Here is a 14,848-nt window from a genome sequence, read left to right as displayed (position 1 = left end):
ACACCAAAGGCTCGCGCAGGACGACGAGTTCGTCGCTGCGACGCGGCTCCAGTTCGATGCGGCTTGGGTCCTTTCCGGCGGATCCTGCCGGGCCCGTGCGCCAGGAACGACTGGAATCTCCCCCAGGGGGAGGTCCTACCGTCCTGACCGACCGCACAGGCGATGCTTCGAAAGAGGGCTGTCATGACTACGTTTCTGCTGATCCCGGGGCTTTTCATGGGTGGCTGGGCCTGGGAGGCGGTGGCCGCCGAGCTGACCGCGCAAGGGCACCGGGCGCTTCCGGTCACCTTGCCCGGCATGGCTGAGCGGGCCGGGGAGGACCCCGCCGGCGTCGGGCTGGGCGAGCACACCGACGCCGTGGCGGCGCTGCTCGACGCGGAGGGCCCGGGGGTTGTACTGGTGGCGCACAGCTACGGCATCTTCCCCGCCCTCGCGGCGGCCGACCGGCGCCCCGGACAGGTCGCCCGGGTCGTGTTCGTGGACACCGGCTTCCCGGAGCCGGGTGAGTCGATGGTGGCTCAGATGCCGCTCGGCCTGCTGGACCGCGCCCACGGCGGCGTCATCCCGGTGCCCGAGGAGATCCCGGCCGTGCACGCCGTCCCACCGGCGGAGCTGGAGCGGTACCACCGCCTGGCCACCCCACACCCGGTCCGGACCGTCACCGAGCCGATCGAGCTGACCGGTGCCTGGCTCAAGCTCCCGACCACGGGGGTGTTCTGCCTCGCGAACGGCCTCAGCCTGGAGTTCGCCCGCACGCTGCACGGCACCGGCCTGCCACGGTTCGCCAAACTCGCCGAGCCCGGAGTCACCTTCTTCGAACTGGCCACCGGCCACTACCCGATGCTCTCCACCCCGGTGGAGCTGGCCGACGTCCTGGTGCGCGCGGCGGCCGGCGAGGGCCTCGGCCTGTACGACGGCTGACTGTCCGCAGGTGCGGGGCTGATGAGGGTCACGGTCGCCCAACGGCGTTCACGCCGGGCGTCAGTGCGGCTGACCGCCTGCTGCTTGACGCGGCGACGAGGTGACGGCCCCGGTTCGCGGCTTCGGTGACGACGCGTGAGCCGACCATGCCTGAGGCTCCGATGACGACGATCCTCTTCGATGGCCCCTTTCCGGTACGGGTGTTAATGCGGCGTCGGGCGAGCGGACGGGCGCGGGGAGCTGCCCCGCGACGATCGAGGCGAGGGCGAGGCCGAACACCACGAGTTGGATCGGGCCGAGGGTCTGGCCGAGGACGACGGCGCCCAGAACTGCGGCGACCAGCGGGGAGCACGGGCCGAGAACCGCGACCTAGGTGACCGGCAGGGTGGCGACGCCCTGGAACCACACAAGAAGGTGAGCAGACCGCCGACCCAGGACGGCGACCATGAGCGGCTGAGCAGCCACCAAGGTGGCGGCGACGCCTCCCGGCAGGCGTTCGGCCGCGATGAACAGCAGCGGGAGGAGGAGGCCGATGTTCAGCAGGCCGAGCGCCGCGGCTTTCCCTCACCACGCTTCGTACCGCAATTCGCTCCGCGACCGTCCATCCTGCCGTCGACTCCAAGAGCGTCGGTCGTCACTGGTGGCTCAAGTCTGCTGAAGCCCGCTGTCGTTGATGTCACGCGTGGATGTCAGCCGTTCATCAGATCCTGGTAGGGACAGCGCTCCAACGGGGCGGTCGGCCGATCGGCCCACTTCCACCAGACGTGTTGGTTGGAACAGCCCCAGACCACACGGCAGGTTCGGCGGTCATCCTCCTCGCGGTGGCAAAGCGCCATCGCGCCGGCCTTCAACAGGCCACCGCACTGGGGACAGGTTGGCACGGACTCGGTCGGCACCCTTGCAACGTACCTCCTGCTCCGGTGGCCTGAGCCTCAACTTGGGGAGCCTGGGTTCTCTCATTGCGAGAGCTCAACTGACGTGCGGCGGAGCGGTGTCGACGCCTGGGAGGCGGCCGACTGGTTTCCCGCTGTTCCCCTTGGTTCCCCGCACGATCTGGCACGCACCTGGCACCTGAGCCCTCGGTCGGTTGCGGCCCCGCGGTCATTGGCCAGCTGCTTCGAAGACGCTTTGCTCGGTACGTCCGCAATCGGCCCCTGGCCTGGGCTGTCACCCGTTCCGATCACGGCTTGCCCCCGACTTCGACAGCATTCGACACGGCCCGGACTACTCGTAGATGGTTGCCGCTCTCAGAGCTCGTGCGAAGAATCTCCAGTCACCGCCGGCCGGCAACTCCCGGCCAGTGTTGCTGTACCAGCCGTCCGCGTCGTCGATCCACGCTGCCAAAGCCTCCAGAAAGCTCGGGAGGTCCGCGTTCTCCCATGAGCTTCCATCCTCGGCGTGGCTGCACTGCAGGGAACGAACGAAGGCTGCTAGGTCTTCTTTGCTGTCGACGTTCTCTGGAGAAGTAGTCACGCCCGGGACCCTACTTGGCAAGCCAGCTCTGAGGCTTGGTGAGCACCGATTTATGAGTTCGATCGCCTCAGCCGTCTGGAACTCTTCCCCTTGCGTCCACGCCCCGTGGCTGACTATCGCGGACCACCCATGTCCGCCGTCGTTGATGTCACTTGGTGATGCCAGGAGCGGATGGGGTCTTGAGGTACCGCCGCATCAAGGTTCGCAGAGCTTCAAGTTCGGTGCGAGGAAACGACATCTCGGCGCGTGAGTCTTGATCACCCAACACCAGCCTGGCTACGGCGTACAGGAATTGCTCCGGTCCATCGCTGATACGTGAAGCGCTCATCTCCGCTTCGCCTTGATCGTCACTCACCTTGACGACGGCCCATCCGTGGTGGCGTGGAGTCCAAGTGATCGTTAGAGATCTCATCGCATTCCCCCTTACCTTGAGCCTAGGACGAGGCGCGCGACAGGGCCTGCAAATAAATTTGGGAAGCTGAGGTGATCTAGGAGCTGCTACTTGGCTGACGTATGGCGGAGCCGGGACGGTGCGAGGGCTGGCGCCGAAATGTTGCCCGGTGCTCCCCGTGGTTCCCCGAAGGATCTGGCACGGCCCTGGCACGACACGTAACCCTGTGGCCGCAGTGCGGCACCCGACCGATGATTGAGCGCATGGATGCAGTTGTTCAGCGAGTGCGCACGTCGTGGACGAAGGAGTCACGTGGTGGTTCCGAAGCTGCTCGCAGAATCGCCGCCCCAACGGCCTTCTTGCTTCCGCCCGGCTTGAGTTCTGCCCTCCACGAGGTCGCCATGCGGGAGTCCGATTCCTTCGGGCCTCGTACACGGGTCCGTCTACTCAATCGCCTCCACGACGTGCTCACCAGCATCAGTCCGGCCCTGGAGTCGGCCTTCGACTACGCCGATCACAAGGGCGCCCTGGTCCTGCTCACCGGCTACCAGACACCTGCCGCCCTGCGCCGGGTACGGTCAAAACCGCCTCACCCGCTGGCTGACCGGCCGAGGCGTGCGCCACCCCGACACGGTGGCTGCTGCCGCCCTCAAGGCCGCGCACGCCCAGCACATCACCCTGCCCGGCCAGGACACCGCCGCGAGCATCACCGCGGACCTTGCCCACCAGGTCCTGGCCCTGGACGACCGGCTCAAGCAGCTTGACCGGCAAATCCGCGACGCCTTCCACACCCACCCGCAGGCCGCCCTCATCGAGTCGATGCCCGGCATGGGCCCGATCCTGGGTGCTGAGTTCCTCGTCGCCGCTGGCGACCTCAAGGCCTACGCCGACGTCGGCCACCTCGCCTCCGCTGCCGGGCTGGTTCCGGTGGCAAAAGACTCCGGACGCCGCACCGGCAACCTGCACCGGACGAAGCGCTACAGCCGCCACCTGCGTCGTGTCTTCTACCTCTCCGCCCAGACCAGCATCATCCGCGACGGCCCCAACCGCACCTACTACCTCAAGAAGCGAGCCGAGGGACACAAACACATCCCCGCCGTCATCGCTCTCGCCCGCCGCCGCGTCGACGTCGTTTGGGCCCCCCTACGCGACAACCGCCCCTTCAGCACCGAACCGCCAAAAAACACCGACAGCAACAGTCACGGCGGCCTGACCCGGGCGCGAAGCCCCGATCACCTGCGGTGCGCACCAGAGTTGACTTCCTTGTGCGCCCAGCCGACCGAGCAGGTGATCCATGCGTCCACGCCCTCATCCGCCCACGCCGTGCCCTCACTGCGGGGCAGCAAAAGACCGCGTCCTGACCGTGTTCGTGCCCACCACCACAGACGAGCACGAACTCTTTCGCATCGCGCACAGCACATCAGAGTCGGTGCCCACCTACCTCACCTGCGCCGACTGCCGCCACGAGTGGGGATGGGAAGAAGGGACCAGCACTCCAAAGGGTTGACTCGGTCATTAAGACTCCACCGACCTGGACACTCCGGTGTGCCGGTTCGGGCACCTACGGTGCGATATGGGTAGTTTGGGATGGATTCCGATCATCTCTTGGTGTGTGGGGTGTTGTGGGAACTCATGAAGTCGGCCGGCGAGGCGAACACCCGCCCGGGCAGGAACGACGTCTCCAGATTGCCGTTGGCCCGCTCGACCAGGCCCTTGGCCTCCGGATCCCGCGGCTTGCCGAGCAGGAACTTGATGCCCAGTAGTCCGGCGAACGCGGCGAATTCGTCGGTCAGTTGAGGACCGCCGGGCCTCCAGGAGCCGACGGCTCCCTCGTTGTCCCAGACCAGCACCCGGGGGACGGCGTCCAGCTCGGTCAGCAGCCGCCAGTGTCCGGCGATCAGGTCGGCCGCAGACCTCGACGGCAGCATCCGGGCGGTGATCCACCGCGAGTAGCCAGCGACCATGACCAGCACCGGCGGCCGTCCGACCTGGCCGAAGCCGAGCGGGATGTCGGCCGGCGGGAACCACAGGTCGCACTGGCCGATCTCGCCCGGCTCATAGACCGTCCGCGAGGCCGGATCCGTGGGCCGATAGGCCGGCCGCAGGTCTCGGATGCGGTCCTTGAGCACCGTCAGACCCCGGTTCCAGCCGATCCGCTCAGCGATCACCGTCGCGGGCATCTCCGGCCACTGCTCGAGCAGTTCACGGATCTGCGGCTCGACCACGTCCACGATCGAGCCCTTCGGCGCCCGCTGATACTTCGGCGGCGCGTCGTCCGCGATCGCTCTGCGGACAGTGTTCCTCGCGATCCCCAGCTTCCTCGCGATCCCCAGCTTCCTCGCGATCGCCCGCACCGGCATCTGCTCGGCCCGATGAAGCCGGCGGATCTCCGCCCAGTCCTCCACGCTGATCACCACTCCTCCCGGCCTGGCTCAACGAGCCAGACCCTGGAGGGGGTCAACTTTCAAGCGCCGCTACCGGTCCACTTTTCAGCCGTCGCCGACACCGCTCTTCGTCGTTGTTGCGCGCTGATCTCGTGTGAGTGGCGTGTGGGTCACGACTGCGGCTTGCGAGACTAGGCCTCGCGTCGGCCGCGTTCCTGGGTTGCGGCACCATGACAGGCATGGATCTTGAGGTCGTAGGCGCGCTCTCCGCAGCCGGGGTGGCGCTGATCGGGATACCCGCCACAGTGCTCATAGGCCGATGGCAGATGAAAGCCCGCATTGCGCACGGCAGAGGCCACGAGTGAGGCGGGTTTGGCCCAAGCCAACTCCTCCTACCGTGCAGCATTGGACGCCGTCCGCGCTGAGACATACGCCGCTCATATGCAGTGGCGTCGTGGCATCCAGCGGGAGGCGTACGCCTCCTTCCTGCTTGCCGCGCATCGCGTTGCGGAGGTGGGAGAACGTTTTGCCATGGATAACGCGGAAGAACTCCCAGTGGAGAGCATGAGAGCCGGGAAGACCGCGATCGAAGATGCCCTCTTGGCACTCAAGGCAGCTCAAACGATCATCGAATTGGAAGGCCCCGATGACGTAGCTGCGCCTGCCGCACGGATGGCCAATGCTGCCAAGATGATAGCTATGCACCTAGGTCACCAGGCCACCTTCGAGAGAGCGTTGGGAAAGCTCCACAGAATGCAGGATGATCAGTCGCCGCTCGTGAGTGCCCCGGCTGAAAGACTCGGCCAGGCACTTTCCTATCTCCGCCGTCTCCACTTCGCAGTCTCATCCGAGTCCGCTGACCTGGACGAACACGCGACCGAGGAACTCGAGCCGCAGAGCGGTCCTGCCGTGAGGCCGAAAGGGCCTTGCCGCCCAACGCCCTCGATTACGCGGAGTTCGAGGCACTCCTCGTGGGACATTCGCCCCGTCCTCCAATGCTCAGCAGCAGGTACTTCGATGTAGCTCGTCAATTTGACGAGGCAGAAGTAATCTTCGTCCGAGCCGCGAAGGTGGAACTGCACAGCCAAATTCCCTGAGACCGCGTTTGAGATCTACTGTGTCCCGGGATGGGAGGGGTCGTTGAGCCTTGCGTGAGTGGCCCTGGGGGCGGGTATCCGTGGGATCTGACCGATGAGCAGTGGGCTCCGGTCGAGCCGTTACTGCCGGCGGCGAGGGTTGGGCCGAAGGGCGGGCGGCGTGAGAAGCACCCACGCCGGCGGATCGTGGACGGGATCTTCTATGTGGTACGGACCGGGTGCGCCTGGCGCCAACTGCCGAAGGACTTCCCGCCCTGGCCCACTGTGCCGAGGGCCTCACCGCCCGCCGGGCGGTGCTGGCGTCGTGGACCTGCTCGACGGTGCCGTCGTCGTTTTGGCGATCCCTACACGGCGGTCAGGCCGGCGGCCTGCGTCTGCTAATTGAGCGGGATCATCGCTATTACAGCGCGGCTGCGATCTTCGCGTTGGCTGCTTCCTCGTGGCCATCGATACATCCGTGGTAACGACAGTGGATCACTCCCGGCGAGTCGCCCACCCGTCAGGCCACCTCCGCGATCGGCACACCGGCGTTCAGCCACCGCCTGATGCAGGCGTGTCGAAGGTCGTACGGGGCGCCCAGCCAGCGGCGAGGTGACGCGCTCAGGCGGTAGGGCGTACTCCCGCGCTTCCTCCCAGACCCGCCAATAGGTGAATGAGCCGACCACTCCCCCGCGCTCGTTGCCGAACACGCTCCCCTCCTTCGCTGTCCCGAACTCCTTCAGGTGTGCCCGGAGGATCGCCACCAAGATGGGCGGGATGGGGACCGGTCGGTCCGCGGAGGCCTCGCTCGCCTTCAGGCCCCGGCGGTCGTGCCGTTCCCCGGAGTCTGTCCACTGCTTGCCGGAGACGGGACGCGTCTCCCGTAGTGTCAGAGTGCCCCAACCGGTCTCCGGCAGGTGACAGGCGAACGGCCGGAGTCCGACTGCCTCTGCGGGTCTGAGACCCGCGTAGTAGAGCACCGCGTAGAACGCCACGAGACGCCGACCACGGTTGCGATGCCACGACCCGACGTACGAGACGGCGGTGAGCAACTGGCGCCCCTGCACGGCGTTCACGAGGACGCGCCTGTCCACCACATCGTCCGAGCCCATGCGCTTCCTGCGGGCCCGCTGGAGAGGATTCTCCGGGAGCTCCCCGAGGTCCCACCGCATGTTCGAGCGCGGTGTTCAGCGCGCGGCGCCGCCGCTTGTACGTTTCGCCTGCCGGGCGGACGCCATCGACGCGATAGCTGAGGCAGTACTGGACGTCCTCGAAGACCTCCGCGTCGGTCAGATCCAGGACCGGCCGATCCGACGTCGTGAGCCACTCTTACGGGGCCCCAACTCTGCCGACGGCTTCTCCCCCGCGTTCGCGGGCACGATGCCCCACCGGAACGCGAGGCGAAGATCCGTGTCTTCCGGAACGCCCTCACCGCGCTGGACCATGGCGAGAGCCACGGCCGCGAGCCCGTCCGCCATGCTCTCGCGCGTCCTGGCCGCGCCGGTACGCCAACGACCTGCTATGTACTTCCGCTACCAGGTCGACCCCCAGCTCTGGGCCACAGCAGGAATACTGCGGTGCCGAGTTGTCGACGATCACGTATTTCCTCACCGGCAGCCTCAATGTGCCCGCCCAAGCGTTCGATCTGGACGAGCTCAGGCACGTTCATCGCCCGGCGGGCATGGACTCAACGTCGCTGTGCGGGGCCCGCTCCTCTGCGTCGGCCAGCCAGAAGAAGACCGGTGGGAGGCTGAGTTCGATCACCGCCAGCGCAATCTGGAACCACTGGGGCCAGCCGTGCACGGCGAGCGAGAACAGTCGGCCCACGCCGCCCAGCAGGAAAACGCCGGCCAGCCACCGCACCGTCCGAGCTGGGATCGGGCGCTGCCGCGCGGCCCAGAGCCAGGCCAGCCCGTAGCCGACGAAGCTGGCCCCCATGAACCGGCCCCAGCTGTCGATTGTCGTGCCGGCGGAACCTGCGCCCGGGATTGCCGCGTTGCCGAGTGCCACGTGGAGCAGGCCGATCGCCACGCAGGTCCAGCCCATCAACTGTGTGAGTACGCGCAGAGCCCTGGCCATAGTCCCTCCAAGTCGTCTTTGGCGGAGCTTAGTTGACATGCGTCTACTACAGTGGATGCGCTAGTAGACGCATGTCAACTAAACTTCGTGCGTGCCTCCCCGTAAGCGACTCACTCCCGCCGACCGTCGCACCCAACTCCTCGCCGTCGGCGCACGGCTCTTCGCCGCACGCCCGTACGCCGACGTGCTGATGGAGGAGGTCGCCGCAGAGGCCGGCGTCTCGCGGGCCCTGCTCTACCGTCACTTCCCCAGCAAGCACGCCCTCTTCGCGGCCGTCTACCAGCAGGCTGCGGATCAACTGCTCGCCGAGACGCGGCTCGACCCCGCCGACTCCCTGGTCGAGCAGCTCATCCAGGGCATGGACGTCCATCTCGACTACTTCGTCGCGAACCGCAACGCCGTCCTCGCCGCGAACCGGGTCCTCGCGGGCGACCCGGTGATCCAGACGATCATGACGAACGAGCTGGACGCGCTCCGTGCGCGGCTGCTGGCCGTACTCCCGCTCACGGACGAGAGCGCCCGCGAGGCCGTATCAGGCGTCCTAAAAAGCTGGCTGGTCTTCGTCCAGGTCCTCTGCGTCGACTGGCTCACCCAGGCGACCTGTACCCGCACCCAGCTGCGCGACGTCTGTGTCGGCGCGGTACTCGGCGCCCTCCGGCCGCTGCTCGCCGAGGACCCCGCCCCCGACTGGCCGTCACCCGGTCGACGGCGGTCTGCGCCCACTGCGTGACCCAGGGGCAGCGATCTTGACGAGGACGATGACGGCGAGGATCAGGGCCCGTCCTCCCGGCCTTGCGATGCGCTGATCCAGCTTGAAGCCCGGCCCCAGCCCATTGTGGAACCGGCCCACGCCGGTCGGCGTCCCTCCATGAGTCCGCAAGATCGACTTCACCGAAGGAGGCACCCATGACCGGTACGGCCGCCCGCTACCTCTACCTCACCCGCCACGGCGAGGCATCACCGGACGAAAGTGAACTGACGGATGCCGGCCGCCGCCAAGCCGCCTTGCTCGGGGAGCGGCTCTGCGGGGTTCCGCTGGCGGCAATCCACCACGGGCCGCTCGCCCGTGCCGAACAGACCGCTCAACTGGTCGGTGAGCGGCTCGACGGCGTCCCCCGGCATCGCTCCGAAACAGCCGGCGACTACATTCCCTACCTGCCGACACGCGAGGAGCTGCCGCCGGAGGCAGCCGAGGCCTGGCTCAAGTTCCTGGACCAGTTCACGGCCGAGGAACGCGAACAGGGCCCCGGGCTCGCGGCAGCGGCGCTCGCGGACTTCACCGGACCTGTCGTCGGCGACGAACCGCGCCACGAGCTTGTCATCACCCACAACTTCCTCGTCGGCTGGCTCGTCCGAGCCGCCCTCGACGCGCCGAAGTGGCGATGGTTGGGCGTCAACCACGCCAACGCGGCCCTGACCGTCATCCGCTACACACCCGACCGCCCTCCGGCGGTCCTCCTCTTCAACGACACGGGCCACCTCCCCGCCGAGCTCCGCTGGACCGGCTTCCCGCCAGAGCTCCACGTCTGAAGCCCGTAGACGAGATCGGTGTTGATCCATCGGAGGGTCATCCGATCCTGTCGGCAAACGATCCTTCGCCGACAGGAGATGTATGCATCCAATTGACATGCCGGGCAAGGTCGCCGACTTCCTCCGCGCCACCGAGCTGGGCGACGCCGACCTGGCCGCGCGCGACCACGGCGTAACCGTACGGCGCGGCCAGGGCTACACCCTGCGCGTCAGCGCCACCCCGGCTGCCCACCGCCGGCTCCTCGCCCGCTGCCCCCCGGCGGCAGCCGCGGCGCCCCGACCGACCCGGCACTGCGCAGGGCCCGCCGAGAGCACGAGAAGCGGGTCAGCGCCCTTCCCGACCGAGCCATGATCATCACCAACATCTGTTCCGACCCATCAAGGCCGGTGGGTGTTGTCGCCGAGCCAGGCCAGGACCTGGTCGGCGTGTTCGTCCGGCGGGAAGACCGGATAGAAGACGTGCTCGATCATGTTGTCCTTGATGATCAGCGTGAGCCGCTTGTACAGCGCCAGCCCGCTGGTGGTGAACGTGGGAAGGTCCAGTGCCTGGGCCAGGCTCCGTGCGGGGTCGGACAGCATCTGGAACGGCAGGCGGAGCCGCTCGGTGACCTCGCGCTGGTAGTCGCTGCCCTGGCTGGAGAGGCCGTACACCTGGGCCGCGCCGGCCGCGAGCAGGTCCTGGTGGTGGTCGCGGAAGCCGCACGTCTCGGAAGTGCAGCCACGAGCGCCGGGGATGGAGTCCCAGCCCTCGGGCAGATCGGTGCCAGGGCGGCCCGTCAGCGGGTAGACGTAGAGCACCGTGCGACCTGCACCCAGCGCGTCAAGGCCGACCGTCGCGCCGTCGGTGGCACGGAGTTCCAGATGCGGCATTCTCGCACCACGCAAGTGGGCAGCAGCGCCGTCGTCCTCGGGAACGGGCAGGTCGGCAGGCAGGCTCGTGTAGTCGGTCATCGGTTCCTCTCCTTCGGCAGCCGGTGAGAGGCGGCTGTTGCGGTGAGCGGCCTCGTGCAAGTGCGCCGCCAGCACCGCCCGGCGGGCGGTGAGGCCCTCGATCCGCTGCGTGAGCTCGTCGATGGCGTCCCGGTACCCGGCCAGCGCGGCCGGGCAGTCGTCCGCGTGCCGGTGCCCCACGGCCAGACATTCCAGAAACGGCCGTGTCCCCTCGACAGGGATGCCGAGGCGACACAGCGCCCTGATCTCCTGCGTGAGCCGTACGTCGTGCTCGTCGTAGTCCCGGTAGCGGTTGGTCAACCGCACCGGCGCTAGCAGCCCCAGCGATTCGTAATAGCGCACCGCTTTGGTCGTCACACCCGCTCGCCGGGCCAGCTCCCCGATCCGCATGCCTCTCACTTCGAAGAACGTAAACCTTGCCCTTGAGGGTAAGGTCAAGCGCTCTGCGGGGATGCCTGAACGACGGGCAGTCGAACACAGCCGCCCGCTGGTTCGGCATTCTCACTGCTCTTACGAAGCCCACCACGGGCCGAGGCGATGTACGCGCTCATCGACACCACCCGGCCATGATCGATTTCCCCAATGACCCGGTACCGATGTTCCACGGGGCCGGGAGCCCGTGGGTTCAGGGAACCTGAAGCCTGTTCAGCGAGAACTCCCGGGTTGGTCCGTGTCATCAGCTGGGCGCATCCGTGGGTTTGGCGGAAACCGCCGGGTGGGCTGCGAGGCGGCGGGCTTCGGCCATGACCTCGGTATCGACCTGGTCCACAGTCCTGCCGCCGTATTCGATGGTGTCGTACTCATCGTCGAGTTCGGCGAGCCGCTCAGTGAGGGGCAACTCGTGTCCGTAGCGCTGGTGGGTGCGGAATGTGAACTCCCGAGGGGTGAGCTCGCCGCCGAGCATGCATCGTGCCAGCGCTCGGGCGGCGGCCTCTTGGCCGGTATCGCTGGCGACCGGATAGAAGGTGAGGCCGAGTTCGTCGAGTGCCTCGGGAAGCAACTCGTGGACGTCGTAGTCCGCCTCGGCGCGGGTGCAGGCAGCGAGGACTCGAAGGCCAGGGGTGTCGAGTCCGGCGACGAGCGCATCACAGGCGGCGTTGACGACATCGCTCGCACGGATTTCCCCCATGCTCCAGAGGGCGGCATGGTCCTGTAGGGCGAGTGCTGCTGCTTCAGTCGACGTCACTCGCCCATGATTCCCTTCATGCCGCGTCCCGGTCGAGCCGGTTTCATCAAAGTTGCTGTTCAGCGCTCCGTTCCAGCAGAGATCGTGCGGATTCCGCGTAGCGCACGGCGGGCTTCTCGTCGAGGCCGAACACCTCGGCGAGGTGGAGCGGATCGGGCCCGTGGGTCAGGGCTTCTTCGAGTTGCCGGTTGACGCGGAGCCGTCCAGTGTCGCGTCCTGCCCGCGCATGGAGGCACTGATCCAGCGGTTGCCGGCCCGGCTGACCTCGGTGGCGGTCTGGCGCCGTTCTCGTGAGCTTTGTCCGCCAGTGACCGTGGCTCCCCGCTGCCCCGACCGAAAGGGCACGGGAGGGACGCGTCGATTGGCGATCCCTACACGGCGGGCAGGCCGGCGAACAGCCCGGCCGCCACGGCAGAGAAGCCCGCGGATTTCTCCGGCCCGGCCCCGAGCACCACACGATCACGCGCACAGCCGCACAGCCGCACAGCCGCACAGAGAAGTTGAACATGTTCAATAATGCTGTCAAGATGACGAGCACCCGCTCGACGACTGGTCGAACCCGGGTCGTCCGTGTGTCCCGCTGAAGGTGTTGGGGTGGCGTGAGTTGCGTTCCTGTCGGGCAGTCCTGGTCCTCGTTCCCATCGCGTTCGCCCTCGTCGCATGTGGCAGGTTCGCCTTCCCGCCCGTCCCTGACGGAAAGCCGGCCGAGCTACCCCGATCGCAGACAGCGACCACGTGGGGCGACGGCGCGGGCGGCAGACTGGAGCTGAAGCCGGATGGAACGTTCACTGCCGACGATGTCTGCGGTGATTACGACATCTCTGCCTACGGGCCGGAGAACGAACCCCGGTCGGGATCGGGCACCTGGGACGACGATGACTGGGAGGGACAGAGCAGCGTCACGGTGTCGTTCGAAGCCGATCGCGTGAGCTCCACCTACGAGGCCCTGCGAGACGGCAAGACACTGAAACTCTGGACATATGTCGGGGACCCCGACGAGGGCCATTCGCTCTGCATCCTGACCTTGCGGTAGGACTGAATCGGCCCCTGCCCAGCCAACTTGGTCAATACCACTTGAAGCGCGCGATGTTTCCACTGCCGCGCAGCACGAACCGCGTGATGGGCTCGCCTCCGCCATCCGGCACTCACTCAAGGCCCGGCGCGTGCATGGCCGTCGTCTCCCATCAGACTATGGAAGACACCCTCGCCAGCTACCAGGGCCGTCGGCCTTCACGGCCGCCTCCATGCCTCTCGGCTGCCGAGCATCCCGTGTCGCCTCGCCCAAAGGTCTCAACGCCGGCCGGCCGGTCGAAGGCTCGCAGCGGAAGACCAGGGCCACGACACACACCCAGCTCCATGTTCTTGTGGACGACGCCCGAGAGTTGGCCGAGGGGCCGGGCCTCCCTTGGCACACTGCCCATCGCGCCCAGGTACCTCGGAAGAGCGTTCTGACAAACTGCCCGCTTATGAGTGAAGAGCGTCCTGCGAGCATCCCCTCCGGTCTGGTTGTCGAACTGTCGCGTGCCAAGGTCAAACCCGGCGCCGAGGCCGAGGCCGACAGATGGATGCGCATGCTCAACGACCGACTCGACGAATGCGTAGCCACGCTGGATCGCGAACGGATGGCGATCGAGATCGTGTTCCGGCTACGGGAAGACGGCGAGGACCATCTGTTCTGGGTCACCGTGAGAGGTCAGGACGGGGCAGGCCTGGAACACACTCTTCCCATCGATCGCGATCACATCGAGCAGGCAAAGCGGACGAAGGAACCTGGCTGGGTGGAGGCTGAACCACAGGTGCTCATGCTTCCAGAACCAGTGCGGACGGCGGTGTTGAACTGGGCGCTGCGAGACCAGTGACCGCTCGCTCAATCGTGCCCAGCCGTCCGTCATCGCATCAGTCCCCCCGGCGCCGGCCGATCCCCTGCCGGAAGCTTCGTCTTCACAGTTTGTGCCCGTGCGACGCCGAGGAGCCTCAGCGGGATCTCTCCCACTGGAGCCGGCCACCCGGCCGACAGCCTGCGGAAACGCTCCGGCTACTGTGTCGCGACGATGGACGGCGCAAGAGGCGGGGCGGAAGCGTGCACACAGGGCAACGGGAGTACCGGAAGCGCAAGAAGATGCCCCGGGCATTGCTGGTGTTCTTGGGCGTCCAGACGCTGTTGGTGACCGGCAGACTGGGCGCTATCGACAGCGACCGCCCCTGGGCCCCGTGGCTCAAGGCAGGCAGCGTCCTCGCCCTGCTCTTGATGTACACCTGGCTGCTGGTACGCATGCGGTTCGGGCGCACCATTGTGGGGCCGGACGGTGTGACCACTCGGGGGGCCGTGATGCGCCGCCACCGGGCCTGGCCCGACCTCTACGACATCAGGGTCGAGCCGACCAAGGCCGGCGCGATGGCCCCCGAGCACTCGACGTTGGCCTACGGCACGGACGGACGCCGCCTGCCGCTCTTCTTCGTGGACAGCCGTCAGTGCGACGACCTCCTCGCCGAGGTCGAGGCCATCCGCACCGATGGCGCTGCGTGGCGCGACAGGCCCTGGATCCGTCTGCCGGAGGTGGAGGAGAAGATCCGCCGCCGAGCACTGCGCCGGGACAGTTGGAATTGGGCCTTCATCTGCATGATCTGCTCCTACGTGCCCGCACTTTTCTTCGTCTTCTGGCGCCTTTTCCATCATGAGGAAGGCCATCCGGTCCTGTTCTTCGTGTGGGGGCCGCTGGCGGTGCTGCTCGCTTGCCTGACGCTGTTCGTGGCAACGGAATCCCGGCGCCCCTTTCCGTCCTCTCGGCCGGGTGTCCTGACAGACTCCTGATGGGTGGGCCCGGTCGTGCTGTGAGCGAGGTGCGCGAAGGCCAGG

Annotated in this window: 12 protein-coding genes and 2 pseudogenes; 9 read left to right on the top strand and 5 right to left on the bottom strand. The window is 67.2% G+C overall.

The genetic code is table 11. The annotated features are described in order from the left end of the window. Positions 1–183: 183 nt before the first annotated feature. Positions 184–921: an alpha/beta fold hydrolase gene (locus OG788_RS42510; RefSeq protein ID WP_406376235.1), complete on the top strand. Its 738-nt coding sequence runs from the start codon at positions 184–186 to the stop codon at positions 919–921. 1,224 nt (positions 922–2,145) lie between these two features. Here the strand turns inward: OG788_RS42510 and OG788_RS42505 are convergent. Further along, on the bottom strand, positions 2,146–2,394 hold the full coding sequence (locus OG788_RS42505; RefSeq protein WP_406376234.1) for a hypothetical protein: 249 nt from the start codon (positions 2,392–2,394) through the stop codon (positions 2,146–2,148). 711 nt (positions 2,395–3,105) lie between these two features. Here OG788_RS42505 and OG788_RS42500 point away from each other — a divergent pair. Further along, positions 3,106–3,964 (top strand): annotated as a pseudogene (locus OG788_RS42500) (transposase); the annotation flags it as partial. A 455-nt stretch (positions 3,965–4,419) separates the two neighbouring features. Here the strand turns inward: OG788_RS42500 and istA are convergent. Beyond that, a pseudogene (gene istA / locus OG788_RS42495) lies at positions 4,420–5,199 on the bottom strand (IS21 family transposase); the annotation flags it as partial. 1,097 nt (positions 5,200–6,296) lie between these two features. Here istA and OG788_RS42490 point away from each other — a divergent pair. Further along, on the top strand, positions 6,297–6,647 hold the full coding sequence (locus tag OG788_RS42490) for a transposase (RefSeq protein WP_406376233.1): 351 nt from the start codon (positions 6,297–6,299) through the stop codon (positions 6,645–6,647). Between the two features lie 1,263 nt (positions 6,648–7,910). Here OG788_RS42490 and OG788_RS42485 read toward each other — a convergent pair. Continuing rightward, a complete protein-coding gene (locus OG788_RS42485) occupies positions 7,911–8,324 on the bottom strand; it encodes a DUF4345 domain-containing protein (protein ID WP_406376232.1) in 414 nt (137 codons plus the stop codon). 91 nt (positions 8,325–8,415) lie between these two features. On the opposite strand from OG788_RS42485, the gene OG788_RS42480 reads away from it, so the two are divergent. The 3 genes from OG788_RS42480 (at position 8,416) to OG788_RS42470 (ending at position 10,206) form a co-directional block, all read left to right on the top strand. After that, positions 8,416–9,054, top strand: coding sequence for a TetR/AcrR family transcriptional regulator (locus OG788_RS42480; protein WP_406376231.1), 639 nt, complete (start codon positions 8,416–8,418; stop codon positions 9,052–9,054). 176 nt (positions 9,055–9,230) lie between these two features. Next, positions 9,231–9,854: a histidine phosphatase family protein gene (locus OG788_RS42475; protein WP_406376230.1), complete on the top strand. Its 624-nt coding sequence runs from the start codon at positions 9,231–9,233 to the stop codon at positions 9,852–9,854. Between the two features lie 82 nt (positions 9,855–9,936). Then, the gene (locus tag OG788_RS42470) at positions 9,937–10,206 is read left to right on the top strand and encodes a hypothetical protein (RefSeq protein ID WP_406376229.1); all 270 of its coding nucleotides are present in this window, start codon (positions 9,937–9,939) and stop codon (positions 10,204–10,206) included. A gap of 26 nt (positions 10,207–10,232) precedes the next feature. Here the strand turns inward: OG788_RS42470 and OG788_RS42465 are convergent, their stop codons facing one another. Further along, positions 10,233–11,195: a MerR family transcriptional regulator gene (locus OG788_RS42465; RefSeq protein WP_406376989.1), complete on the bottom strand. Its 963-nt coding sequence runs from the start codon at positions 11,193–11,195 to the stop codon at positions 10,233–10,235. Between the two features lie 286 nt (positions 11,196–11,481). Next, a complete protein-coding gene (locus OG788_RS42460) occupies positions 11,482–11,991 on the bottom strand; it encodes a hypothetical protein (protein ID WP_406376228.1) in 510 nt (169 codons plus the stop codon). A gap of 589 nt (positions 11,992–12,580) precedes the next feature. On the opposite strand from OG788_RS42460, the gene OG788_RS42455 reads away from it, so the two are divergent. The 3 genes from OG788_RS42455 to OG788_RS42445 all read left to right on the top strand — a co-directional run bounded on the left by OG788_RS42455 (position 12,581) and on the right by OG788_RS42445 (position 14,803). Further along, entirely contained in the window at positions 12,581–13,024 is a 444-nt protein-coding gene (locus OG788_RS42455; protein WP_406376227.1) for a hypothetical protein, read from the top strand. A 433-nt stretch (positions 13,025–13,457) separates the two neighbouring features. Beyond that, positions 13,458–13,850: a DUF6176 family protein gene (locus OG788_RS42450; protein ID WP_406376226.1), complete on the top strand. Its 393-nt coding sequence runs from the start codon at positions 13,458–13,460 to the stop codon at positions 13,848–13,850. Positions 13,851–14,110: 260 nt separating this feature from the next. Beyond that, positions 14,111–14,803 carry a PH domain-containing protein gene (locus OG788_RS42445; RefSeq protein WP_406376225.1) on the top strand — a complete coding sequence of 231 codons (693 nt, stop codon included), beginning with the start codon at positions 14,111–14,113 and terminating at the stop codon, positions 14,801–14,803. Positions 14,804–14,848 lie beyond the last annotated feature (45 nt).

Origin of the sequence: Streptomyces sp. NBC_00647, assembly GCF_045207245.1 — a bacterium.
Taxonomy (GTDB): domain Bacteria; phylum Actinomycetota; class Actinomycetes; order Streptomycetales; family Streptomycetaceae; genus Streptomyces.
The sequence above is the reverse complement of the archived record's forward strand: the minus strand, read 5'-3'. Positions and strand labels throughout refer to the sequence as shown.